At 70.6% G+C, this 23,830-nt stretch carries 20 protein-coding genes; 8 read left to right on the top strand and 12 right to left on the bottom strand.

Going from position 1 to position 23,830, the window contains the following annotated elements; genetic code table 11:
- Positions 1-77: 77 nt before the first annotated feature.
- From pyk to pta, 3 genes are all read right to left on the bottom strand, one after another.
- Complete coding sequence (gene pyk / locus ACWFR4_RS07705; protein WP_453651456.1) at positions 78-1,508, bottom strand: pyruvate kinase; 1,431 nt, start codon at positions 1,506-1,508, stop codon at positions 78-80.
- A 74-nt stretch (positions 1,509-1,582) separates the two neighbouring features.
- The gene (locus tag ACWFR4_RS07700) at positions 1,583-2,815 is read right to left on the bottom strand and encodes an acetate kinase (protein WP_453651454.1); all 1,233 of its coding nucleotides are present in this window, start codon (positions 2,813-2,815) and stop codon (positions 1,583-1,585) included.
- Between the two features lie 23 nt (positions 2,816-2,838).
- Positions 2,839-4,914: a phosphate acetyltransferase gene (gene pta / locus ACWFR4_RS07695; RefSeq protein ID WP_453464708.1), complete on the bottom strand. Its 2,076-nt coding sequence runs from the start codon at positions 4,912-4,914 to the stop codon at positions 2,839-2,841.
- Between the two features lie 285 nt (positions 4,915-5,199).
- Here pta and ACWFR4_RS07690 point away from each other — a divergent pair, with 285 nt between their 5' ends.
- Positions 5,200-6,225, top strand: coding sequence for an ATP-dependent 6-phosphofructokinase (locus ACWFR4_RS07690; RefSeq protein ID WP_100595810.1), 1,026 nt, complete (start codon positions 5,200-5,202; stop codon positions 6,223-6,225).
- 22 nt (positions 6,226-6,247) lie between these two features.
- Here the strand turns inward: ACWFR4_RS07690 and ACWFR4_RS07685 are convergent, their stop codons facing one another.
- Positions 6,248-6,937, bottom strand: coding sequence for a helix-turn-helix domain-containing protein (locus ACWFR4_RS07685; RefSeq protein WP_453464705.1), 690 nt, complete (start codon positions 6,935-6,937; stop codon positions 6,248-6,250).
- A gap of 135 nt (positions 6,938-7,072) precedes the next feature.
- Between ACWFR4_RS07685 and ACWFR4_RS07680 the strand changes: the two genes are divergently transcribed.
- On the top strand, positions 7,073-7,699 hold the full coding sequence (locus ACWFR4_RS07680; protein ID WP_453464702.1) for a GntR family transcriptional regulator: 627 nt from the start codon (positions 7,073-7,075) through the stop codon (positions 7,697-7,699).
- A gap of 33 nt (positions 7,700-7,732) precedes the next feature.
- Here the strand turns inward: ACWFR4_RS07680 and ACWFR4_RS07675 are convergent, their stop codons facing one another.
- Positions 7,733-8,527, bottom strand: coding sequence for a carbon-nitrogen hydrolase family protein (locus ACWFR4_RS07675; RefSeq protein ID WP_453651452.1), 795 nt, complete (start codon positions 8,525-8,527; stop codon positions 7,733-7,735).
- Positions 8,528-8,574: 47 nt separating this feature from the next.
- Positions 8,575-9,930: an MFS transporter gene (locus tag ACWFR4_RS07670; RefSeq protein WP_453651451.1), complete on the bottom strand. Its 1,356-nt coding sequence runs from the start codon at positions 9,928-9,930 to the stop codon at positions 8,575-8,577.
- Between the two features lie 135 nt (positions 9,931-10,065).
- On the opposite strand from ACWFR4_RS07670, the gene ACWFR4_RS07665 reads away from it, so the two are divergent.
- Positions 10,066-10,752 carry a DUF2848 domain-containing protein gene (locus tag ACWFR4_RS07665; RefSeq protein WP_453464694.1) on the top strand — a complete coding sequence of 229 codons (687 nt, stop codon included), beginning with the start codon at positions 10,066-10,068 and terminating at the stop codon, positions 10,750-10,752.
- Positions 10,753-10,816: 64 nt separating this feature from the next.
- Here the strand turns inward: ACWFR4_RS07665 and ACWFR4_RS07660 are convergent, their stop codons facing one another.
- The 5 genes from ACWFR4_RS07660 to ACWFR4_RS07640 all read right to left on the bottom strand — a co-directional run bounded on the left by ACWFR4_RS07660 (position 10,817) and on the right by ACWFR4_RS07640 (position 16,337).
- Complete coding sequence (locus ACWFR4_RS07660) at positions 10,817-11,647, bottom strand: carbohydrate ABC transporter permease (protein WP_453651449.1); 831 nt, start codon at positions 11,645-11,647, stop codon at positions 10,817-10,819.
- Positions 11,648-12,526: a carbohydrate ABC transporter permease gene (locus ACWFR4_RS07655; protein ID WP_227297277.1), complete on the bottom strand. Its 879-nt coding sequence runs from the start codon at positions 12,524-12,526 to the stop codon at positions 11,648-11,650.
- Entirely contained in the window at positions 12,523-13,890 is a 1,368-nt protein-coding gene (locus ACWFR4_RS07650; protein WP_453464688.1) for an extracellular solute-binding protein, read from the bottom strand. The genes ACWFR4_RS07655 and ACWFR4_RS07650 overlap by 4 nt, the downstream gene beginning before the upstream one ends.
- A 120-nt stretch (positions 13,891-14,010) precedes the next feature.
- Entirely contained in the window at positions 14,011-14,709 is a 699-nt protein-coding gene (locus tag ACWFR4_RS07645) for a response regulator (RefSeq protein WP_453464686.1), read from the bottom strand.
- Positions 14,706-16,337, bottom strand: a complete 1,632-nt coding sequence (locus tag ACWFR4_RS07640) for a sensor histidine kinase (protein WP_453464683.1) — start codon at positions 16,335-16,337, stop codon at positions 14,706-14,708. Before ACWFR4_RS07640 ends, ACWFR4_RS07645 begins: the two co-directional genes overlap by 4 nt.
- 183 nt (positions 16,338-16,520) lie before the next feature.
- Between ACWFR4_RS07640 and ACWFR4_RS07635 the strand changes: the two genes are divergently transcribed.
- Positions 16,521-17,897, top strand: coding sequence for a cation:dicarboxylate symporter family transporter (locus tag ACWFR4_RS07635; protein WP_453464680.1), 1,377 nt, complete (start codon positions 16,521-16,523; stop codon positions 17,895-17,897).
- Between the two features lie 148 nt (positions 17,898-18,045).
- Here ACWFR4_RS07635 and ACWFR4_RS07630 read toward each other — a convergent pair whose 3' ends face one another.
- Positions 18,046-18,642: a TetR/AcrR family transcriptional regulator gene (locus tag ACWFR4_RS07630; RefSeq protein ID WP_453464677.1), complete on the bottom strand. Its 597-nt coding sequence runs from the start codon at positions 18,640-18,642 to the stop codon at positions 18,046-18,048.
- A gap of 169 nt (positions 18,643-18,811) precedes the next feature.
- Here ACWFR4_RS07630 and ACWFR4_RS07625 point away from each other — a divergent pair, with 169 nt between their 5' ends.
- From ACWFR4_RS07625 to ACWFR4_RS07610, 4 genes are all read left to right on the top strand, one after another.
- Positions 18,812-20,539 carry an MFS transporter gene (locus ACWFR4_RS07625; protein ID WP_453464675.1) on the top strand — a complete coding sequence of 576 codons (1,728 nt, stop codon included), beginning with the start codon at positions 18,812-18,814 and terminating at the stop codon, positions 20,537-20,539.
- Positions 20,540-20,581: 42 nt separating this feature from the next.
- On the top strand, positions 20,582-20,986 hold the full coding sequence (locus ACWFR4_RS07620) for a MerR family transcriptional regulator (RefSeq protein ID WP_453651447.1): 405 nt from the start codon (positions 20,582-20,584) through the stop codon (positions 20,984-20,986).
- 1 nt (position 20,987) lies between these two features.
- Entirely contained in the window at positions 20,988-21,314 is a 327-nt protein-coding gene (trxA, locus tag ACWFR4_RS07615; protein ID WP_453464669.1) for a thioredoxin, read from the top strand.
- Positions 21,315-21,506: 192 nt separating this feature from the next.
- Positions 21,507-23,768, top strand: a complete 2,262-nt coding sequence (locus tag ACWFR4_RS07610; RefSeq protein WP_453651445.1) for a HelD family protein — start codon at positions 21,507-21,509, stop codon at positions 23,766-23,768.
- Positions 23,769-23,830 lie beyond the last annotated feature (62 nt).

Raw genomic sequence — 23,830 nt, 5'->3', positions numbered from 1 at the left:
CCAGTCCGGGAGCCGCACAGACGCCGAGGGCGCCCCCTTCAACAGGGGGCGCCCTCGGCGCAGTTCAGGGAGGGGCGTCAGTCGCGCTCTCCGCCGCCCAGGTGGTGCACCCGGACCATGTTGGTGGTGCCGGGGACGCCGGGGGGCGAACCGGCCGTGATGATCACGGTGTCGCCGTCGTTGAAGCGGTTCAGCTTCACCATCTCGGCGTCGACCAGGTCGACCATCGCGTCGGTGTTGTCGACGTACGGCACGATGTGCGACTCGACGCCCCAGCTCAGCGTCAGCTGGTTGCGGGTGCCCTCGTCCGTGGTGAAGGCCAGGATCGGCTGGGCCGCGCGGTAGCGGGACAGGCGGCGGGCCGTGTCGCCGGACTGGGTGAAGGCCACCAGGCCCTTGGCGCCCAGGAAGTCGGCGATCTCGCAGGCCGCGCGGGCGACCGAACCGCCCTGCGTGCGCGGCTTCTTGCCGGGCACGAGCGGCTGGAGGCCCTTGGACAGGAGCTCCCCCTCGGCCGCGACGACGATCTTCGACATCGTCTTCACGGTCTCGATCGGATAGGCGCCCACGGAGGACTCGGCGGACAGCATGACCGCGTCCGCGCCGTCCAGGATCGCGTTGGCGACGTCGGACGCCTCGGCGCGCGTGGGGCGGGAGTTGGTGATCATCGACTCCATCATCTGGGTTGCGACGATCACCGGCTTGGCGTTGCGGCGGCACATCTCCACGAGGCGCTTCTGCACCATCGGGACCTTCTCGAGCGGGTACTCGACGGCGAGGTCACCGCGGGCCACCATCACGGCGTCGAACGCCGCGACGACGCCCTCCATGTTGTCGACCGCCTGCGGCTTCTCCACCTTGGCGATGACGGGGACCCGGCGGCCCTCCTCGTCCATCACCTTGTGGACGTCCTGGACGTCGTCGGCGTTGCGCACGAAGGACAGGGCGACCATGTCGCAGCCCATCCGCAGGGCGAAGCGCAGGTCCTCGATGTCCTTCTCGGACAGTGCGGGCACGTTCACGGCCGCGCCGGGCAGGTTGATGCCCTTGTGGTCGGAGATGACACCGCCCTCGACGACGATCGACTTCACGCGCGGCCCGTCGACCTCGACGACGCGCAGCTCGACGTTGCCGTCGTTGATGAGGATCTGGTCGCCCTTGGAGACATCGCCGGGCAGACCCTTGTAGGTCGTGCCGCAGATCGACTTGTCGCCCGGCACATCGTCGGTGGTGATGGTGAACTCGTCACCGCGCACCAGCTCGACGGGGCCTTCGGCGAAGGTCTCGAGACGGATCTTGGGGCCCTGGAGGTCCGCGAGGACGCCGACGGCGCGGCCGGTGCTCTCCGCGGCGGCCCGGACACGGTCGTACCGCCCCTGGTGCTCGGCGTGCGTGCCATGGCTGAAGTTGAAGCGGGCCACATTCATGCCGGCTTCGATCAGCGCAATGAGCTGCTCTTCGGAGTCGACGGCGGGGCCCAGCGTGCAGACGATTTTGGAACGGCGCATGGGGGCGATCCTATCGGTTTGTTTCGCTGCGGAATATTCCGTCTGGTGGAATCTACAAATGGGCGGTGGTGCGCTCAGTCGTTGCGGGCCGCGGAGTCGTGCACGAGGGCGTAGGTCTGCCGCGCGATCTCCAGTTCCTCATCGGTCGGGACGACGGCGACCGCCACCCGCGCGTACTCCGGCGAGATCAGCCGCGGTTCGTCCGAACGTACGGAATTGAGCTCGCCGTCGACCGCGAGGCCCAGCTCCTCCAGGCCCGTGACGGCAGCTTCGCGCACCGGCGCCGCGTTCTCGCCGACCCCCGCCGTGAACACCACGGCATCCACCCGGCCGAGCACCGCGTAGTAGGCGCCGATGTACTTCTTCAGACGGTGGATGTAGATGTCGAAGGCGAGCCGCGCCTCCTCGTCGCCCTCGTCGATACGACGCCGGATCTCCCGCATGTCGTTGTCGCCGCAGAGACCGACCAGACCGCTCTTCTGGTTGAGCAGTACGTCGATCTCGTCGGCGGACATGTTGCCCACCCGCATCAAATGGAAGATGACGGCCGGGTCCACATCGCCCGAACGCGTCCCCATCACCAGGCCCTCCAGGGGCGTCAGGCCCATGGACGTGTCCACGCACCGGCCGCCGCGCACCGCCGACGCCGAGGCGCCGTTGCCCAGGTGCAGCACGATGACGTTGACCTCCTCGGGGGTCTTGCCGAGGAGCTCGGCGGCCTTGAGGGACACGTACGCGTGCGACGTGCCGTGGAAGCCGTAGCGGCGGATCCGGTGCTCGTCGGCGGTCTTCACGTCGATCGCGTAGCGCGCCGCCGACTCCGGCATCGTCGTGTGGAACGCCGTGTCGAAGACGGCGACCTGCGGCAGGTCCGGGCGCAGCGCCATCGCGGTGCGGATGCCCGTGAGGTTGGCCGGGTTGTGCAGCGGCGCGACCGGGATCAGCCGCTCGATCTCCGCGAGCACCGCGTCGTCGATGACGGTCGGCTCGGTGAAGAACATGCCGCCGTGCACCACCCGGTGACCGATCGCGGCGAGCTCGGGGGAGTCCAGGCCCATCCCGTCGCGGGCCAGCTCCCCGGCGACCGCCTTGAGGGCCGCGTCGTGGTCGGCGATCGGGCCGTTCACCTCGCGCGCCTCGCCGCCGCCCCCGGTCAGCGGCGTGTGCTTGAGGCGGGACGTCTCCTCGCCGATGCGCTCGACCAGGCCCACGGCGAGCCGGGCGCCGCTCTCCATGTCGAGCAGCTGGTACTTCAGCGATGAGGAACCGGAGTTGAGGACGACAACTCGGCTGGGCGTGGCGGTCACAGGTGCTTACCTCTTCGTAGGGGTCAGGAGGCCGGCGTCTGGGCCTGGATCGCCGTGATGGCGACCGTGTTGACGATGTCCTGCACGAGCGCGCCACGCGAGAGGTCGTTGACCGGCTTGCGCAGACCCTGCAGGACCGGACCGACGGCGATGGCGCCTGCCGAACGCTGCACGGCCTTGTACGTGTTGTTGCCGGTGTTCAGGTCGGGGAAGATCAGCACGCTGGCCTGGCCGGCGACCTTTGAGCCGGGCAGCTTGGTCGCCGCCACCGACGGCTCGACCGCCGCGTCGTACTGGATGGGGCCCTCGATCTTCAGATCGGAGCGCCGCTCGCGCACCAGCTCCGTGGCCTTGCGCACCTTGTCGACGTCCGCGCCCGAGCCCGACGTGCCCGTCGAGTACGACAGCATCGCGATCCGCGGGTCCACGCCGAACTGCTCGGCGGTGGCGGCCGCCTGGACGGCGATGTCGGCGAGCTGCTGCGCGTCCGGGTCCGGGTTCACCGCGCAGTCGCCGTAGACGAGGACCTTGTCGGCGAGGCACATGAAGAAGACGGACGACACGATGGCGGCGTCCGGCTTGGTCTTGATGATCTCGAACGCGGGGCGGATCGTCGCGGCCGTCGAGTGCACGGAACCCGACACCATGCCGTCCGCGAGACCGCCCTGCACCATCAGCGTCCCGAAGTAGTTCACGTCCGCCACCACGTCGTACGCGAGTTCGACCGTGACGCCCTTGTGGGCGCGCAGCTGCGCGTACTCGGCGGCGAACCGGTCCCGCAGCTCGGACGTGGCCGGGTCGATGAGCTGCGAGTCCACCAGGTCGACGCCCAGGTCGGCGGCCTTCTTGCGGATCTGCTCCACCGGGCCGAGCAGCGTCAGGTCGCACACCCCGCGGCGCAGCAGGACGTCCGCCGCGCGCAGGACGCGCTCCTCGGTTCCCTCGGGCAGCACGACGCGACGCTTGTCGGCGCGGGCCCGCTCCAGGAGCTTGTGCTCGAACATCATCGGGGTGACGCGGTCGCTGCTCGGCGCCGAGACGCGCTCCAGCAGGCCGGCCGTGTCGACCCACCGCTCGAAGAGACCGAGCGCCGTCTCCGCCTTGCGGGGCGTCGCCGCGTTCAACTTGCCCTCCATGGAGAACAGTTCACCCGCCGTGGGGAAGGAACCGCCCTTCACCGCCACCACCGGCGTGCCGGGCGCGAGCCGGTCGGAGAGCGTCAGGATCTCCTCGCCGGGCCGCTCGTCGAGGGTCAGCAGGACGCCCGCTATCGGCGGGGTGCCGGCGCTGTGCGCGGCGAGCGACCCCACCACGAGGTCCGCGCGGTCCCCGGGCGTCACGACCAGACAGCCCGGCGTCAGCGCCTTGATGAACGCCGGCAGCATCGCGCCGCCGAACACGAAGTCCAGCGCGTCGCGCGCGAGGCCCGCGTCGTCGCCGAGCAGCACCTCGCCGCCGAGCGCCTGCGCGATCTGGGAGACCGTCGGCGCGGACAGGGCGGGCTCGTCCGGCAGTACGTAGGTGGGGACCGGGAGATGGGCCCCCAGGCTCTCGCGTATCTCCTCGCGGTCCTGCGCCGCCACCCGGTTCACGACCATCGCGAGCACGTCGCAGCCGAGGACCTCGTACGCGCGGTACGCGTTGCGGGTCTCGGCGTGCACGGACTCCGGGGTCTGCTTGCGGCCGCCCACCACGGGGATGACGGACGCTCCGAACTCGTTGGCGAGGCGGGCGTTGACGGCCAGCTCGTCGGGGAGCTGTGTGTCGGCGAAGTCCGTGCCGAGGACGAGGACGACCTCGTAGTCCCGGGCGACCTGGTGGAAGCGGTCCACGAGGCGTGAGACCAGTTCGTCGGTGCCCTGTTCGGCCTGCACGGCCGACGCCTCGTGGTAGTCGAGGCCGTAGACCGTCGCCGGGTCCTGGGAGAGGCGGTAGCGCGCCCGCAGGAGATCGAAGAGCCGGTCGGGACCGTCGTGGACGAGCGGGCGGAAGACGCCCACCCGGTCGACCTGCCGGGTCAGGAGCTCCATGACTCCCAGCTCCACGACCTGCCGGCCGTCACTCCGGTCGATCCCGGTCACGTACACGCTGCGCGTCACGCGTGCTCTCCCTTTCGCTGGACGGGCCGCAGAGAAGGGGCCTCTGCCGCAGAGAATCGGCCGCTGAACCGGCCTCTGATGAAAGTCGTAGCCGTGCCCTCTTGACAATACCTCCGGGGGTGGCTAAGTCGCCCGCCGGACAAAGGCCCTGGTCCGGGGGCCGAAAGCCCTCCGGAACACGCGCCGCACGGGCCCCCGCGCCCGGCGGTGATCCGCATCGCCCCCACGGCCGTGAAAGAATCGGAGCGGCTCACAAGTCTCAACAGCGAGCAGGAGACACGCACGATGCGTATCGGAGTTCTCACCGCCGGCGGCGACTGTCCTGGCCTGAACGCAGTGATCCGGTCGGTCGTGCACCGCGCCGTCACACACCACGGCGACGAGGTGATCGGCTTCGAGGACGGATACGCGGGACTGCTCGACGGGCGCTACCGCACCCTCGACCTGAATGCCGTGAGCGGCATCCTCGCCCGCGGCGGCACCATCCTCGGCTCCTCCCGGCTCGAGCGCGACCGCTTCCGCGCCGCCTGCGAGAACGCCAAGGAACTCGCCACCGAGATCGGCTTCGACGTCCTCATCCCCATCGGCGGCGAGGGCACGCTGACCGCGGCCCGGATGCTCGCCGACGCGGGCCTGCCCGTCGTCGGCGTCCCGAAGACCATCGACAACGACATCTCCGCCACGGACCGCACCTTCGGCTTCGACACCGCCGTCGGCGTCGCCACGGAGGCCATGGACCGGCTGAAGACCACCGCCGAGTCCCACCAGCGTGTCATGGTCGTCGAGGTGATGGGCCGGCACGCGGGCTGGATCGCCCTGGAGTCCGGCATGGCGGGCGGCGCGCACGGCATCTGCCTGCCCGAGCGCCCCTTCGACCCGGCCGACCTGGTCAAGATGGTCGAGGAACGCTTCGCGCGCGGCAAGAAGTTCGCCGTCATCTGCGTGGCCGAGGGCGCGCACCCCGCCGAGGGCACGATGGACTACCAGACCGGCGCGATCGACCGCTTCGGCCACGAGCGCTTCCAGGGCATCGGCACGGCCCTCGCGTTCGAGCTGGAGCGCCGCCTCGGCAAGGAGGCGAAGCCGGTCATTCTCGGCCATGTCCAGCGCGGTGGCACCCCCACCGCGTACGACCGGGTCCTCGCCACGCGCTTCGGCTGGCACGCCGTCGAGGCCGCGCACCGGGGCGTCTCGGGACGCATGACGGCGCTGCGCGGCACGGAGATCGAGATGGTCCCGCTCGCCGAGGCCGTCGCCGAACTGAAGACGGTGCCGAAGGACCGCATGGACGAGGCAGAATCGGTCTTCTAGACCTCCACGGTCCGGCTACCGCCTACGACGTGTGCATCCTCGACCAGAATTCGTCGAGGATCCCGTCGAGGAACTCCCGCCCGGCCTCGCCCGACTCGCGTCCCGAACCGCCGCCCCAGCTGAGCGTCGCGGCCATCAGTGCCTGGTACTCGAGCTGCATCTCCTGGAGTGCGTCCTCCAGTTGACCCTTGTGTACGGGGACGAGCTTGGTGATCGGGCGCGTGTACGCCTGCCAGCGCGTGGTCACCGCGCTGCGCAGGAAGTCCGCCAGCTGCTCGTCGCGGCCCGTGACGGTCGCGAAGGCCGGCGGCGCAAGGCCGAGCACCTCGGCGAGGGTGGCCGACTGGCGCTCGTTGCCGCGCCACTCGCCGGTCTCCTCCATCCGCAGATACGAATGGATCTCCACCCCCACCGTGCGCGCCACGTCCTCCGGCGCCATGCCGCGGGCCATCCGGTGCTCGCGCAGCGTCCGCGCCGCGCCGATGAGGTCACCCGGCGAGCACCACAGAGAACCCGCGAGCGCGGTGAGCTCCGCCGATGTCGGCGAGGTGAGTCCACGCTCCCAGGCGATGATCGTGTCGGGCGTGACGTGATGCTGGCCGTACGAGGCGCGCATGCCGTAAGCGACATGCCCGGGCGCCATCCCGAGGGCCTCGCGGAGGCGTCGGGCGGCCGGAGCGTTGAACGGCGGGGCGGAGTCGCTTGGGTGCACGGGCACACGGTAGGTGTGGGAAATGCCGGTGGCTACGGTCTGTTCACACCGGGTTACTTGTCGTAGGAACCTACGGGGACGGGACTCCCGGTAACCAGATCCGTATACTCCTTGTATGCAACCTTGGGGGCAGTCGTGACGTCGGGACGGGACAAGGCCTACGCGTTTCTCAAGGAGAACGTGCTCGCAGACCCGGACAGGCAAGGGGAGTTCCTCTCCGAGCAGGAGCTCGCCGACCGGATCGGCGTCTCCCGCACCCCGATCCGCGAGGCGCTCCTGCTGCTCGCCGCCGAGGACCTCGTACGGCTGGTCCCCAAGCGCGGGGCACAGGTCGTGCCGCTGTCGGGGCGGGAGATCACCGAGCTGATGGAGCTGCGCGGCATCGTCGAGCGGTACTCCGCGGAGCGGGTCATCGCCGGGGGCAAGGCCCCCGTGTCCGAGCTGACCGCGCTGCTCGACCGCCAGCGCACGCTCAGCGGGGCCGAGCACGCCAAGGAGTTCATCGCGGTGGATCACCTCTTCCACGCGACGATCGTGGCGGCGGCGGGCAACGCCCTGCTCGACCGCCACTACGACGGGCTCCGCAGCCGGCAGATCAGGGCCGGGGTGGTGGCGCTGTTCAACCAGCACGGCCGGCAGGAGTCCGTGCTCCATGAGCACGAGGCGATCCTCGACGCGATCGCCTCCGGAGACCGGCAGGCCGCGTGCACCGCGATCGACGGCCACCTGGAGTCGACGCTCAAGGTGCTGCTCGCGGGATAGTCGGCCTGCCGGTGCCGTACATCCGGCTCGTCGTCAAAGGTTCCTGCGGTTGGCCAGCACCGGGATGGAACGGCGGACCGAGGCGACCTCGTCGAGGTCCAGGTCCGCGATGAGCAGCCCCGGTCCCTCTTCGAGGTGCTTCCGCACGGTTCCGTCCGGGCCGACGACGGCGCTGTGGCCGATGCCGGTGGGGGCGTTCGACGCGGCGGTGACGCCGGAGGCCGCCGGGTCCGCCTGGTCCACGGCGGCGAGCCAGAGCGTGGCGTCGAGCGCGCGGGCGCGGATCAGCAGCTCCCACTGCTCCCGCTTGCCCGGGCCGGCGCCCCAGGATGCGGGGAGTACGGACACGACCGCGCCCGCGTCGGCGTGGGCCCTGAACAGCTCGGGGAAGCGGACGTCATAGCAGGTCGCGAGGCCGATGCGGGTGCCGTCGACATCGAAGGTGACGACCTCGGACCCGGGTGCCACCGTGTCGGACTCGGCGAAGCCGAAGGCGTCGTAGAGGTGGATCTTGTCGTACGCCGCCTCGACGCCGGGACCGGTCGCGAGCAGGGTGTTCGCCACCTTTCCGTCCGGGGCGGGTGTGAACATGCCCGCGACGACGACGAGCTCGGCCTCCTTGGCGATCTGGCGCACCGCTGTGGCCCAGGGGCCGTCGAGCGGTTCGGCCAGCGGCGCCAGCGGGGTCCCGAAGCAGGCCATGGCGGCCTCCGGGAAGACGACGACGCGGGCGCCCGCGTCTGCCGCGAGACGGGTCTGTTCGCGCAGGAGCGCGAGGTTCTCCTCGGGGCGGGGGCCGGTGGTGATCTGGCTCAGCGCGATACGCATGAGACGTTCCTCCTCGTGTGGGGGTTCGGGAATGCGCGGTCTGGGGGTCAGGACGCCGTCGACGTGGCGGGGGAGCGGACCGGTTCGCCGCTCAGCAGCTCCTCGTCGCTCCGGTCGCCGTCGCGGCCCAGGCACAGCCCGGCGATGGTGACGATCGCGGTGCCCGCGACGTAGAGGGCCAGCGGGATCCACGAGTCGTACGCGTCGAGCAGCGCCGTGAACAGCAGGGGCGCGACGGCGCCGCCGATGACACCGGCCAGCGTGTACGCGAGCGAGGAGCCGGTGTAGCGCAGCCGCGGGGAGAACTGCTCGGCGATGAAGGCCGCCTGCGGGCCGTACATCGCGGAGTGGAAGACCAGGGCCACCACGACGCCGAGCGCGAGCAGCGGCCAGCTCCCGCCGCCGATCATCGGGAAGAACAGGAACGGCCACACGCCGGCGGCCGCGGCCGAAACCCCGTACAGGACGCGGCGGTTGACGCGGTCGGACAGGGCGCCGGCCAGCGGGATCAGGAAGACCTGGAGGGAGGAGCCGATGAGGACGGCGGCCAGGGCGGAGCCGCGGGACATGCCGAGCTCGCCGGTCGCGTAGGTCAGGACGAAGACGGTGAACAGCGCGTACAGGACGTCCGGGGCCACGCGGCTGAGGATCGCGGCCGCCAGGGCGCGCGGGTGCGTCGTGAAGACCTCGCGGATCGGGGCCTCGGGGCGCTTCTGCTCGGCCTCCATCGCCTTGAAGACGGGGGTCTCCTCGAGCTTCGCGCGGATCCACAGGCCGAAGAAGACGAGCACGCCGGACAGCAGGAACGCCACGCGCCAGCCCCAGGACGTGAATTGAGCCTCCGTCAGGATGGCGCCGAGGGCGGCGAGTACGCCGTTGGCGAGCAGGTTGCCGACCGGCGGACCGATCTGCGCGGCCGAGGCGTAGAAGCCGCGCCGGCGCGGATCGCCGAACTCGCTGGACAGCAGCACCGCCCCGCCCCACTCCCCGCCGACACCGACGCCCTGGGCGAAGCGGAGTATCACGAGGGTGATCGGCGCGGCCACGCCGATCGTGGCGTAGGAGGGGAGCAGGCCGATCGCGAGGGTCGCGGCCCCGATCAGGACGAGGGTCGCGATCAGGACCTTCTTGCGGCCGAGCCTGTCGCCGAGGCGGCCGAAGACGAAACCGCCGAGCGGGCGCGACACGTAGCCGACGGCGTACGTGGAGAACGCCAGCAGGGTGCCGGTGGCGGGGTCCTTCGAGGGGAAGAACACGTCGCCGAAGACCAGCGCCGCCGCGACGGAGTAGATGGCGAAGTCGTACCACTCCAGTGCGGTTCCGGTCAGGCTGGCGAAGAAGGCGCGGCGGACCGCGGACCCGCCGAGCGGGGTCTTTTCCGTGCTCGTGCTGGTGTGGTTCACGACGTCCGTCCCTGAGGTTCCTTGGGTGAGGTTAACTGTCGACCTTCCGGCATACTTCTTGTATACAGGTCGTATGCGCAAGCCTTCCGCGCAAAGTTAACCTCGCCGATACCGCGAACGATGTGGAGAAACCCCATGGCGCTGCTGACCTTCGAACTGCCCGACGGCACCACCCGCAAGGTCGATGTCGTGCAGGTGCTCAACGCCGGATATGCCGGGCGCAGCCAGGACGACGTCGCCGCCCACGTGGCGGAACTCGCCGAGCTGGGAGTGCCCGCGCCGTCCGTGACCCCCGCGCTCTACCCCGTCTCCCCCTACCTCGCCCAGCACACCGACCAGGTCCGCGTCCAGCACGGGCGCACCTCGGGCGAGGCCGAGTGGGCGCTGGTGGTCGACCAGGACGGCGACCTGCTCCTGACGGCCGCCTGCGACCACACCGACCGCGAGCTGGAGGTGCACGGCGTGGCATGGAGCAAGAACGCGAGCCCCGACGTCCTCGCCCGCCGCGCCTGGCGCCTCGCTGACGTGCAGGAGCGCCTCGACGACCTGACCCTGCGCGCCTGGGTGACCCACGACGGCCGGGAGACCCTGATCCAGGACGGCACCCTGGCCGAGCTGCTCACCCCCGCCTACTGGGCCGACGTCCTGCGCGAACGCGGTGACCTGGTGCCCGGCACGGTCCTGATCTCCGGCACGATCCCAATGGCCGAGGGCGTCGACCAGTTCGCCCCCCACTGGCGCGTGGAACTGACCGACCCGGCCACGGGCCACACGATCGACCTGGCGTACGACGTGGTGAGGATGCCGGTGCCGATCGGCTGAGGGGGCGGCCGGGGGGCCCGTCGATCAGTGCGGGGCGCGAGGGTGCGGCAGGCGGCTCGGCCGGTCAGCCCTTGACCGCACCCCCCAGCGCGAACCCCCCGCCGAAGCGCCGGGCCACCAGGACGTACAGGAGGATCACCGGCGTCGAGTAGATGATCGAGAACGCTGCCAGCTGGCCGTAGACGACTGTGCCCCGGTTGCCGAAGAAGTCGTTGATGCTCACCGAGGCCGGCATCTGTTCGGGGGTGAGCAGGAGCATGAAGGGGACGAAGAAGTTGCCCCACATCATGACGAACGAGAAGACCGTGACCACTGATATGCCTGGTCCCATCAAGGGGAGCACTATGCGGATCAGGGACTGGAACGAGGACGCTCCGTCCGTCCAGGCCGCTTCCTCCAGCTCCTTCGGAACGCCGTCCATGAAGTTCTTCATCAGCCAGATGGCGAACGGGAGTTGGGACGCCGCGAAGAAGAGGATCGTGCCCTGCATCGTGTCGATCAGATTGACCTGCACGAAGAGCGCGTAGACCGGGACCATGATCGCCGTGATGGGGAGACACGTCGCGAACAGGACCGTCGCCAGGAACGGGTTGTTGAAGCGGGAGCGGTAGCGGGACAGCGGGTACGCCGCGAGGGCCGCGCTCGCCACCGTCATGAGGGTCGCGCCACCGCACAGCAGCAGGCTGTTGAGGAGCGGCGTGAAGGTGATGTCGGGGGTCAGGACCGCGTCGAAGTTGTCCAGGGTGACGCCGTCGGGGATCTTCACCTGGAGGTTCGCGTGTGCGTCGAGGGCGGAGAGGACCACCCATGCCAGCGGCAGGACGAACGCCGCGGCGACGGTCAGGAGTCCGGCGTCGGCCGCGAGGCGGTGGCGGACGGTGCGGGGTGAGGACACTCAGGCCTCCGAGCGCAGCAGGCGCATATAGACCAGCGAGAAGAGCGAGCCGACGACCAGGAGGAGCAGGGCGACCGCCGTGCCGTAGCCGATCATGCTCTTCTGGAAGGCCTGCTCGTACATGAACAGGGGCAGGGTCTGGCTGCGGTTTCCGGGCCCGCCTCGCGTCATGACCCAGATCAGGCCGAAGACGGACAGCGTCTGCAGGGTGTTCAGCATGAGGTTCGTGCCGATGGAGCGGCGGATCATCGGCAGCGTGATGTGCCACATGCGGCGCCAGCCGCCCGCGCCGTCCATCTCCGCCGCCTCGGTGATCTCCTTGGGTATCTCGCCGAGCGCCGCCGAGTAGACCAGCATGGAGAACGCCGTCCCGCGCCATACGTTCGCGAAGGACACCGCGAGGATCGGCAGCGTGAACAGCCAGTTCTGGGTGGGCAGATGGAGCCAGTCCAGGATCGCGTTGAGCGTGCCCTCGCGGCGGAAGAACGCGTAGAGGAGGAAGCCGGCGACGACCTCCGGCAGGACCCAGGCGCAGATCACGACCGCGCCCGTGACCGTGCGGACCGTCTTCGACGCGCGCTGCATCAGTGCGGCGAGGGCGAGGCCCAGCGTGTTCTGGCCGATGAGCGAGGACAGGACGGTGAAGACGAGGGTGAGCCAGACCGCGTTCAGGAACGCGTCGTCCTTGAACGCGGCCGTGAAGTTGTCGAAGCCCACGAAGGAGGAGTGGGCCTGGCCCGTCAACTGCAGGTCCGTGAAGGCGATGTACGCGCAGTACGCGATCGGGCCCGCGAGGAAGAGCAGCAGCAGGACCAGGGAAGGGGCCAGGGGCAGGGCGCGTGTCAGGGGACGGCGTGCACCGCCCCGCCCCACCTTCACTTGGTGATCACCTTGCCGTCCGTCGCCGTCTTGAGTTGCTCGTCATAGGTACTCGCCGCCTTCTCGACCGAGCTGTCGCCCGTCGTGACCGACTCCATCGCCTCCTGGATCGCCGTGGAGACCTTCGGGTACGCCGGGTACGCGGGCCGGTAGTGGGTCGACGCCACCAGGTCCGTGAAGAACTTGATGCCGGGCTGCGCCTTCACGTACGCGGGGTCGGCCGCGACGTCCTTGCGGACCGCGATGCCCGAGTTCGCGATGTACCACTTCTGGGCGTTGGCCTTGGTCTGCATGGTCTTGATGAACTCGAAGGCGAGGTCGGGGTTGGACGCCTTCGACGGGATCGACCACGTCCAGCCGCCCGACATGCTGACCTTGCCCGGCGCCTGGCCGTTCTGCGTCGGCATGTGCGCGAGGCCCAGCCTCTGCGACCACTCGGGCCACTCGTGGCCGCTGCCCTTCAGCCAGTCCTGCGGGAGCCAGGAGCCGTCGAGGTTGATCGCCAGCTTGCTCTTGGGGAGCAGCTCGCCGCGGACCCGGGTGCCGATGTTCGGGTCGAGGGCGTCGGAGACGTCGGGGCCGAGCTTCTCGCCGTAGACCGTCTTCACGAAGTTCAGCGCGTCCTTGAACGGCTTGCCCGCGGTGATCCACTTGTTGGACGACCTGTCGTACAGCGGGTCCGCGGTGCCCGGCCCTGTCCCGTACAGCAGCATCTCGAAGCCCTGCATCGAGGACTGCTCGCCGCCGGGCTTGCCCGTGTAGACGTTGAGCGGGGTGACGGAGGGGACCTTCTTCTTGATCGTGCGGGCCGTGTCGAGGACTTCGTCCCAGGTCTTCGGCTGCCACGGGGTCTTGATGCCGGCCTTCGCGAAGATGCCCTTGTCGTACCAGAGCCCGCGGGTGTCCGTGCCGTCCGGGACGCCGTACGTCTTGCCGTCCTGGGCCTTGGCCGCGTTCTTCGCCGTGTCGATGAACTGGTTCCAGTCGGGCCACTTGGCGAGATACGGGTCGAGGGGCTTCAGATAGCCGCTGGTGATGTCCGAGTTGATGAGGAACGTGTCCTCGTAGACCAGATCGGGTGCCGTCTTCGGGGAGCGCAGCATCTGCTGGAGTTTGGTGTAGTACTCGGAGTCCGGCGCCTTGATCGGCACCAGCTTCACCTTCTTGCCCGGATGGTCCTTCTCGAACTGCGTCTTCATCGACGCCAGGTACTTGTCCATGACGCGTATCTGGTTGTCGGTCGACTGCTTGAAGGAGATCCTTACGGTGTCCGGGTCGTCCCCGGAGCCGCTGCTACAGGCCGTCAGGCCGGTCGCGGCGATGAGCAGAGTGGCGCTGAGGAGCACTGGAGCGGTGGGGCGCACGGGCACGACCTCCTACGGGCCGCCGCCGGCCGGCTTGCCGAGCGGGGCTGCCCGGTGAACGTACGGGCGGGGTCGGAGCAAGGTCAATCCCCGTGCAGGGGCGGGTGGTTGACCAATGGTCTAGACCGCTGTCAGCCAGCGGTAGTGCAGCTCAGGTCGGCCCACCTGGCCGTACTGAGGGCTGCGGGCGGCCCGGCCCGACTCGACGAGATGCTCCAGGTAGCGGCGGGCCGTGATGCGCGAGATGCCCACGGACTCGGCCGCCGCCGCGGCGGTCAGACCCTCCGGGGCGGCGCGCAGCGTCCGCGTGACGCGCTCCAGGGTCGGCGCGCTCAGCCCCTTGGGCAGCGCGGCCGGACCGGGGGCGCGCAGCGTGGCCAGGGCGCGGTCGACCTCGTCCTGGCCGCCCGCCTCGCCCGCCGCGGCCCGGAACTCCGCATAGCGCACGAGCCGGTCGCGCAGCGTCGGGAACGTGAAGGGCTTCAGCACGTACTGCACCACGCCGAGCGAGACCCCTTCGCGGACCACGGTGAGGTCGCGGGCCGAGGTCACCGCGATGACGTCCGTGTGATGGCCCGCCGCCCGCAGTGAGCGCGCCAGCTGGAGACCGTGGCCGTCCGGGAGGTGCAGGTCGAGGAGGAGCAGGTCGACCTGGGTGCGCTCCAGGGCACGGTGGGCCTCGGCGGCCGTGTGCGCCTTGCCGATCGCGGTGAAGCCGGGGACCCGGTTCACGTACAGGACGTGGGCGTCGGCGGCCACCGGGTCGTCCTCGACGACCAGTACTCGAATGGTGCCGCTGGTGGCGTCGGCATCGGTCACGCGGTGCCTCCCGTGGGTGTGGTCGCGCTCGTGCGCTGGAGGGGCAGGACGACGGTGAACTGTGCGCCGCCCGTGGGGGATTCGGCCAGGGTCAGGGTGCCGGAGTTACGGGCGACGGACTGCTGGACGAGCGCGAGTCCGAGGCCGCGCCCGCCGGGACCGGCCGGCTTGGTGGACCACCCCCGCTCGAAGACCGCGTCCGCGTGGCCGTCGGCGACACCCGGGCCGGTGTCCGTGACCCGGAGCAGCAGGGTGTCGTTCTGCGCGCGGGCCGTGACCGTCACCTTCGCGTGCGGGGAGCCCTGCGCCGCGTCGACCGCGTTGTCGAGCAGGTTGCCGAGGATCGTCACGAGGTCGCGGGCCGGCAGGGTGGGCGGCACCAGGCCGTCGTCGATGCGGCTGTCCTCGGATATCTCCAGCTCCACGCCGCGCTCGTTGGCCTGCGCCGTCTTGCCGAGCAGGAGCGCGGCGAGCACCGGTTCGCTCACGGCGGCGACGACCTGGTCGGTGAGGGTCTGCGCCAGCTCCAGTTCGGCCGTCGCGAAGTCGACCGCCTCGTCGGCCCGGTCCAGCTCGATCAGCGAGACGACGGTGTGGAGCCGGTTCGCGGCCTCGTGGGCCTGCGAGCGCAGCGCCTGCGTGAAGCCCCGCTCGGAGTCCAACTCGCCCATGACCGCCTGGAGTTCGGTGTGATCGCGCAGGGTCACCACGGTGCCGCGCCGGTCGCCGCTGGAGACGGGCGAGGTGTTGACGACGACCACCCGGTCGGTGGTGAGGTGCACCTCGTCGACGCGAGGCTCCGCCGCGAGGAGCGCGCCTGTGAGCGGGGTGGGCAGGTCGAGCTCCGCGACGTTACGCCCGACCGTCTCGTCGCCGACGCCGAGCAGCTCGCGCGCCCCGTCGTTGATGAGCGCGATCCTGCGCTGCCCGTCGAGCATCACCAGGCCCTCGCGCACCGCGTGCAGCGCCGCCTGGTGGTAGGCGTGCATGCGGCTGAGCTCGGTCGCGTTCATGCCGTGGGTGTGCCGCCGCAGCCGGGCGTTGATCACGTACGTGCCGATGCCGCCGAGCACGAGGGCGCCCGCCGCGACGCCGGCCACCGCCATCACCTGGCCGCGCGCCTGCGCGCTGATCTCCTCGACCGTGATGCCGGCGCTGACCAGACCGACGATCCGCTTCCCCGACATGATCGGGGTCACCACGCGCACGGACGGGCCGAGGGTGCCCGTGTACGTCTCCGAGAAGGTCCGGCCCCGCAGCGCGGGCCCGATGTGGCCGAGGAAGCGCTCGCCGATGCGGCGCTCGTCGGGGTGCGTCCAGCGGATGCCGTGCGGATCCATGATCGTGACGAAGTCCACGCCGGTGTGGCGCTGGACGTCGCTCGCGTACGGCTGGAGCGTGCGGGTCGGGTCGCCGTCCCCGGTGATCGCCCCGCGGACGGAGGGCGCGTCCGCGACCGCGCGGGCCGCCGCCGTCGCCTGGCGCGTGGCGGCCTGCTCGGCCTGGTTGCCGTCGCTGATGTACGTGAACAGCGCGCACCCCGCGACCACGACGGCGACCAGGACGACCTGCATCGCGAAGAGCTGGCCGGCCAGGCTGCGGGCGCGTGGCAGGAGGGGGAGGCGCATGGACCCAGTCTGCCTCTCGGCACGAAGTGAACGTATAAGCGTGAACTAAATGAACGGAAGGGTGACGGCCCTCACAAGCCGGGAGATAGTCACCGTGATTCGCCAGACGTGAGCCGCACGCATGGCGCGTACGTGCAGGTTTCCCGTACGCAGTACGCCAGACACCGTCGTCAGGAGGCACCCGTGGCCGAGACCCAGGTGGCAGCCGCCACCAAGAGGGACCGCACCCACTATCTGTACATCGCCGTCATCGGTGCCGTCCTTCTCGGCATCGCGGTCGGCTTCATCTGGCCGGACTTCGCCAAGGAGCTCAAGCCGGTCGGCACCGGCTTCGTGAACCTGATCAAGATGATGATCTCGCCGATCATCTTCTGCACGATCGTGCTCGGCGTCGGTTCCGTACGCAAGGCCGCCAAGATCGGCAAGGTCGGCGGGCTCGCGCTCGGCTACTTCCTGGTGATGTCCGTGGTCGCGCTGGCCATCGGCCTGGTCGTCGGCAACATCCTGCACCCGGGCGACGGCATGCACCTCACGCAGGCCGTGAAGGACGTCGGCCACACCGCGGCGAAGGACGCCGCCGAGGGCCCCGTCGACTTCGTCCTCGGGATCATCCCGACGACCCTTGTGTCGGCGTTCACGGAGGGCGCGGTGCTCCAGACGCTCCTGGTCGCGCTGCTCGTCGGCTTCGGACTCCAGGCCATGGGGCGCGCCGGTGAGCCGGTCCTCAAGGGTGTCGAGCACATCCAGAAGCTGGTCTTCCGCGTCCTCGGCATGATCATGTGGGCCGCGCCCGTCGGCGCGTTCGGCGCGATGGCGGCCGTCATCGGCGAGACCGGTGTGGACGCCCTGAAAGCCCTGGCCACGATCATGCTCGGCTTCTACGTGACCTGCATCCTGTTCGTCGTGGTGGTCCTCGGGAGCGTGTTGCGCCTGGCCACCGGGTACAACCTGTTCGCGCTCCTGAAGTACCTCGGCCGCGAGTTCCTGCTGATCCTTTCCACCTCGTCCTCCGAGTCCGCGCTGCCGCGGCTCATCGCGAAGATGGAGCACCTGGGCGTCAGCCGTCCCGTCGTCGGCATCACCGTGCCGACCGGGTACTCGTTCAACCTCGACGGCACGATGATCTACCTGACCATGGCCTCGCTCTTCATCGCGGACGCCATGGACCAGCCCCTCGCCATCGGCCAGCAGATCGGCCTGCTGCTGTTCATGATGGTCGCGTCGAAGGGCGCCGCGGGTGTCTCCGGCTCCGGTATCGCGGTGCTCGCCAGCGGACTCCAGTCGCACAAGCCCGCACTCGTCGACGGCGTCGGCCTGATCATCGGCATCGACCGCTTCATGAGCGAGGCCCGCGCCCTGACCAACTTCGCGGGCAACGCGGTCGCCACGCTCCTCATCGGTACGTGGACGGGCGAGGTCGACAAGGACCGCGTCCAGCGCGTGCTCGCCGGTGACCTGCCCTTCGACGAGCGCACGCTCGTGGACGACGGGACCCACGCCCCGGCGGCCGACGTTCCGGACCAGCGGGGCGGCGACGACAAGGAGCTGGCCAAGGCCTGAGCGCTCCGCCGGGTACGCGGTGTGGCAGGTGCGGGTCGGCCTGGGGCCAGCCGCGCAGTTCCCCGCGCCCCTGGGGAGGGGGAGGCGGCGGGCCGGTAGGGGCTGGTCGCGCAGTTCCCCGCGCCCCTGACGGGGCGTGTGACAGCCCTTAGTTGAGCCCTGCCACCAGTTCGGTGGCGCGAGAGGCGGGTACGCCCGCCGCGGTCAGTACGGTGACCGCGGCGGAGCGGCCCGCCTCTTCTGCTGGGAGCAGCCCGTCGTTGACCGCTTCGAGCAGCCCGAACAGCACCTGCTCATGGACGTACGCGAGGGCCGACGGCGGCAGGGGAGAGGTGAACTCGCCGGATTCCAGGCCCTGTTGGAGCAGTTCGGTGCAGCTGTCGCGGACCGGGCCGAGCCTGGCGCGGATGCCCTCGACGGTGACGGCGCGCTGCGCGAGCGCGACCAGCAGGCGGTAGCGGTCGGCGACCTCCCACACGGCGAGCAGCGAGCGGGCCACGGCCTCGGCCGGGTCGGTCACGCCCGCGCGCCCCTCGGTCTGCGCGGCCTCGACCGCGACGACGGCGTCGTCGACCAGCGCGGCGACGAGCGCCTCGCGGCTGGGGAAGTGCCCGTAGACCGTGCGCCTGACGACGCCCGCGGCCCTGGCGATCTGGTCCATGGAAGCGTCCGGGTCGCGCAGCAGCTCGGCGAGGGCGACGTCGAGGATGCGGCGGCGGTTGGTGTCGGCTCGGCCTGAAGTCACGCGCCCATTCTGCACCCCGGCTCCGACCCCGTTCACGTGTGGTTTTGCACAGTGCTGTGCAATGACGTAAATTGCACATGGCTGTGTAATTGCACAGTGCTGTGCAATATCCGTGGACACGCGGACTCGTGGACTGTGGGGGCCGAGCGCCCCGGAGGGTGGCAAGGGAATGCGCCTCGTCATGAAGGAACCGGTCGAGGGGATGGACCGGCCGTACGCCCGCCGCTGGTGGGCCCTGATCGTGCTCTGCCTGAGCCTGCTGATCATCGTCATGGCGAACACCGCGCTCACCGTCGCGGCGCCCGACATGACCAAGGACCTCGGCCTGACCAGCGCCGACCTCCAGTGGGTCATCGACGGCTACACCGTCCCGTACGCGGCCCTGATGCTGCTGCTCGGCGCGATCGGCGACAAGTACAGCCGGCGCGGGGCGCTCGTCCTCGGCCTCGTCGTCTTCGGCGGCGGAGCCGTCGCGGGCTCGCTCGTCGGCAGCTCCACCGGGGTCATCGCGGCCCGCGCGGTGATGGGCGTCGGCGCGGCCATGATCATGCCCGCCACGCTGTCGCTGCTCGCGGCCACCTTCCCGCGCGCCGAGCGCGCCAAGGCCATCGTGCTGTGGACCGCCACCGCGGGCCTCGCCATCGCGGCCGGGCCGCTGGTCGCCGGGGCGCTCCTGCGCGACCACGGCTGGTCGTCCACCTTCCTGATCAACGTGCCCGTGGCAGCCGTCGCCCTCGTCGGCGCCCTCGTCCTCGTACCGCCGTCCAAGGCCACGCACCAGCACCGCATCGACTACGTCGGCGGACTGCTCTCCGTCGTCTGGGTCGGCGCCCTCGTCTACATGATCATCGAGGGGCCGCACTTCGGCTGGGGCGCCAAGGCGATCGGCGCCGCGGTCGTCGCGGGCGTGGCCCTGGTGGCATTCGTCCTGTGGGAGCTGCGCCACCCGCGCCCGGTCCTGGACGTCCGCCGCTTCACGGACCGCCGCTTCTCCGGCTCGAACCTCGCGGTCGCCCTCTTCTTCCTCGCGGTTTTCGGCGCCTTCTACTACCTGACCCAGCACCTCCAGTTCGTCCTCGGCTACGACGCGCTGGCCACCGGCGTCCGCATGCTGCCGCTCGCCGGAGCGGTCTTCGTGGGCTCGGCGCTCACGGGGTACCTCACCCCGCGCATCGGCATGAAGATCACGGTGACGGCCGGCATGGTCGGCGGCACCGCGGCCCTCGCCCTCCTCACGCGCGTCGACGCCACGTCCTCGTACGGGGACTTCGTGCTGCCCCTCGTCATCCTCGGCCTCGCGATCGGCCTCGCCCTCTCGCCGTGCACCGACGCGATCATGGGCTCGTTCCCCGAGTCGGAGCTGGGCGTCGGCGGCGCGGTCAACGACACGTCGCTCGAACTCGGCGGCTCGCTCGGCATCGCGATCCTCGGCTCGGTCCTGGCCGGTTCGTACTCGTCGCAGCTGGCGGACAACACGGCCGGTTCGAAGCTGCCCGCCGACGCGCTGAGCACCGCGCAGGACTCGGTCGGCGCGGGCTACGCGGTGGCGCAGGGCATCGGGGACCAGGCCCACAAGATCGCCGAGAAGGCGGCGGGCGCGACCAGCCCCGAGCAGGCGGCCCAGCTCAAGGCGCAGGCCGAGCAGCTCGCGGGCGGTGCGCGGCAGATGGCCGACGCGGTGGGCTCCGCGTTCTCGGACGCGGTGGCGCACACGAGTGTCGTCGGCGCGGTGATCCTCGGCGTCGGGACGGTGCTGGTGGCGGTACTGCTGCCGGGGCGGGGAGAGCGGGTGACGGAGGCGGACGCCGCTGTCGAGCCGTCCGGCGCCGCTGAGCCGGACGCCGAGGTCGCGTCGGACGTCCCTGAGAAGGAGTCGGCCGCGCAGAGCAACGCGTAATCGCTGGCCTTTCCGTCGGCGTCAACGTTTACGGTCGAAGACATGCGCATCGGAGAGCTGGCGGAGCGGGCCGGGACGTCCACGCGGACGCTGAGGTACTACGAGTCGCGCGGGCTGCTGCCCGCGCGGCGCGGGGGCAACGGCTACCGCACGTACGACGAGGCGGACCTGCGGACCCTGCGGCAGATCAGGACGCTGCAGGACTTCGGGTTCGAGCTGGAGGAGACCCGGCCCTTCGTGGAGTGCCTGCGGGCCGGGCATCCCGAGGGCGACTCGTGCCCCGCCTCGCTCGCGGTGTACCGCCGCAAGCTCGGCGAACTCGATGCGCTGATCGGCGAGTTGACCGCCGTGCGGGGGAAGGTCGGCGCGCAGCTGGAGCGCGCCGAAGAGGCCATGGGCGCGCTGGCGGGCGAGGACCCGTCGCCGCGCTGCGAACTGGGAGGGTGATGTGAGCACGGATCTGAGGGACGTCACGGACGCGGACTTCGACGGAGCGGTCCTGGGGGCCGGGCGGCCGGTCCTGGTGGAGTTCACCGCCGAGTGGTGCGGGCCGTGCCGGCAGCTCGCGCCGGTGCTTCGCTCCATCGCGGACGAGGAGCGGGAGCGGCTCGACGTCGTGGTGATCGATGTGGACCGCAACCCGGAGACCGCGGTGCGTTACGGGGTGCTGTCGATGCCGACGCTGATGGTCTTCAAGGACGGCGAGCCGGTGTGGTCGCGGGTCGGGGCGCGCCCGAAGAGGCGACTGCTGGAGGAATTGGCGGAGGTCGTCTGATCACGTCGGTGTGACGGAGGTCGGACCGAATAGCGGCGGTGAAATCCCCGGGGTGCAATTGGACCCTGCCAGGGGGTATATTTAGTGTTTCTGTGTACCCACAGAAAAGGCCCCTCACGAGGGGCCGAATAAACACACTGTACCCGGCAGGGAGCCGCTTTGTCAACCCGTGAAGCGCGTGAAATCGCTGAATTGCAGAAAGAGCAGGAATTCATCGACCGGCTTTACGCGCGCGTCGATGTGCTGCGTGGCGATGCCGCGGAGTCGGTCACGGACGCCCTGACACCGGTCGGCACCGGCCAGCAGGCGCGGCTCGAAAGGGATCTCCTCGTCGTCGAGCGTTCCGGCCTGCTCGCCGCGCTGAACGCGGTCGACGGTTCGCTGTGCTTCGGCCGGATCGATCTCACCGAAAAGGCGGGCGGCACCGCGCATCACATCGGGCGTATCGGAATTCGCGAGGACGACAGCGAGCACACCCCGATTCTGATCGACTGGCGCGCGCCGGTCGCCCGCCCCTTCTATCTCGCCACCGGGCACACGCCCATGGGCATCAGGCGGCGCCGCCACCTCACCACCGAGGGCCGCACCGTCACCGAGCTGCACGACGAGATCCTCGACCTGGGCGACGAGGAGCGCACCGGGTTCGAGGACCCGACCGGCGACGCGGTGCTGCTCGCCGCCCTGAACTCGGCCCGCACCGGCCGCATGGGCGACATCGTGCAGACCATCCAGGCCGAGCAGGACCGGATCATCCGTCACTCGCACCGCGGTGTGCTCGTGGTGGAGGGCGGCCCCGGTACGGGCAAGACCGCGGTGGCGCTGCACCGCGCGGCGTTCCTCCTGTACGAGCAGCGCGAGCTCCTCGCCAAGCGGGCCGTGCTCATCGTCGGCCCGAACCCCGCCTTCCTCGGCTACATCGGCGAGGTCCTGCCCGCGCTCGGCGAGACCGGTGTGCTGCTCGCGTCGCTCGGTGAGCTGTTCCCCGGCGTGCACGCCACCGCCGAGGACACCCCGCACGCCGCCGCCGTCAAGGGCGCCGAGGGCATGGTCGACGCCCTCGCGCTCGCCGTCCGCGACCGGCAGCAGCTCCCCGAGCCCGGCGCCCCGTTGGTCATCCGGCACGACGACGGTGATCTGATCCTCGACTGGGAGATCGCCTACGAGGCCCGGCAGGCGGCCCGCGACACGCTCCTGCCGCACAACCTCGCCCGCCCCCACTTCGCCTTCCGGATCATCGACGCGCTCACCGCCCAGCTCGCGGAGCGCATCGGCGCCGACCCGTACGGCGGGCCCAACTTCCTCGGCCCCGACGACCTCGCCCAGCTCGGCAAGGGCGTCGCCGCCAGCGCCGAAGTGCACGCCGCCATCGAGGAGTTGTGGCCACAGCTCACCCCGCAGGACCTCGTCGCGGACTTCCTGGCCGAGCCCGTGCGCCTGGCAGGCGAGGACGCGAAGGCGATCCGGCGGGACGTGACGGGGCCGGCGGACTGGACCCCCGCCGACGTTCCGCTCCTCGACGAGGCCGCCGAGCTGATCGGCGTCGACGACAGCGCCGAGCGCGCCCTGGCCGAGGCGGCGCGGCAGGAGCGGATCGGCTACGCGCAGGGCGTCCTCGAACTCTCGCGCGGCTCCGAGACGTACGAGTTCGAGGACGAGGAGGACTCCGAGGTCCTCGCCGCGCACGACATCGTCGACGCCGAGCGGGTCGCCGACTGGTACGAGGAGGAGGACCACCGCAGCGCCGCCGAGCGCGCGGCGGCCGACCGGACCTGGGCGTTCGGGCACATCATCGTCGACGAGGCGCAGGAGCTGTCGCCGATGGCGTGGCGGCTGCTGATGCGGCGTTCGCCGACGCGGTCCATGACGCTGGTCGGCGACCCCGCGCAGACCGCCGAGGAGGCCGGCGTCGGATCGTGGGAGAAGATCCTCGCGCCGTACGTCGAGGACCGCTGGGAGCACACCCGGCTCGGCGTCAACTACCGCACGCCGTCCGAGATCATGGACGTGGCGGCGGCCGTGCTGCGCGCCGAGCACCCCGGCTTCGAGCCGCCGTCCTCGGTTCGCTCGACGGGCGTTCGCCCCTGGGCGCGCGCGGCGGACGACGTCGTGAAGGCCGTGGCCGAGGAGGCCGTCGCCGCGACGCCCGAGGAGGGGCGGCTCGCGGTGATCGCCCCCCGCCGGCTGCACACGGCGCTCGCCGCCGTGCTGCCGGACGTCGTGGCGGGCGGCGAGCCCGACCTCACCAAGCACCTGGTGCTGCTCGACCCCCGCCAGGCCAAGGGGCTCGAGTTCGACCGCGTACTGGTCGTGGAGCCCGGCGAGTACGGCGTCAGTGACCTCTACGTCGCGCTGACCCGGGCCACCCAGACCCTCGGCGTCGTGTACGGCGGGGAGCTGCCCGAGTCGCTGCGCGGCGTGCTGGAGCCTGTCCCGAGTTCCCCGCCTGCGACGTGACGCCCGGCACGCACGCTCGCCCGCACCGGACGCCGCGTCGGCCCCCGCCAGCGCCGGCGGGG

It is taken from the genome of Streptomyces sp. NPDC055140 (assembly GCF_053607285.1).
Note: the sequence above shows the minus strand (reverse complement) of the source record. Positions and strands in the feature narration are given on the sequence as shown.

What these genes read in the sequence shown, in the direction of transcription:
- ACWFR4_RS07665 (WP_453464694.1), top strand. Translation starts at nt 10,066, where the DNA reads ATGGCGCTGCTGACCTTCGAACTGCCCGACGGCACCACCCGCAAGGTC.
- ACWFR4_RS07625 (WP_453464675.1), top strand. Translation starts at nt 18,812, where the DNA reads ATGCGCCTCGTCATGAAGGAACCGGTCGAGGGGATGGACCGGCCGTAC.
- ACWFR4_RS07690 (WP_100595810.1), top strand. Translation starts at nt 5,200, where the DNA reads ATGCGTATCGGAGTTCTCACCGCCGGCGGCGACTGTCCTGGCCTGAAC.
- ACWFR4_RS07640 (WP_453464683.1), bottom strand. Translation starts at nt 16,337, where the DNA reads ATGCGCCTCCCCCTCCTGCCACGCGCCCGCAGCCTGGCCGGCCAGCTC.
- pyk (WP_453651456.1), bottom strand. Translation starts at nt 1,508, where the DNA reads ATGCGCCGTTCCAAAATCGTCTGCACGCTGGGCCCCGCCGTCGACTCC.
- ACWFR4_RS07675 (WP_453651452.1), bottom strand. Translation starts at nt 8,527, where the DNA reads ATGCGTATCGCGCTGAGCCAGATCACCACCGGCCCCCGCCCCGAGGAG.
- ACWFR4_RS07620 (WP_453651447.1), top strand. Translation starts at nt 20,582, where the DNA reads ATGCGCATCGGAGAGCTGGCGGAGCGGGCCGGGACGTCCACGCGGACG.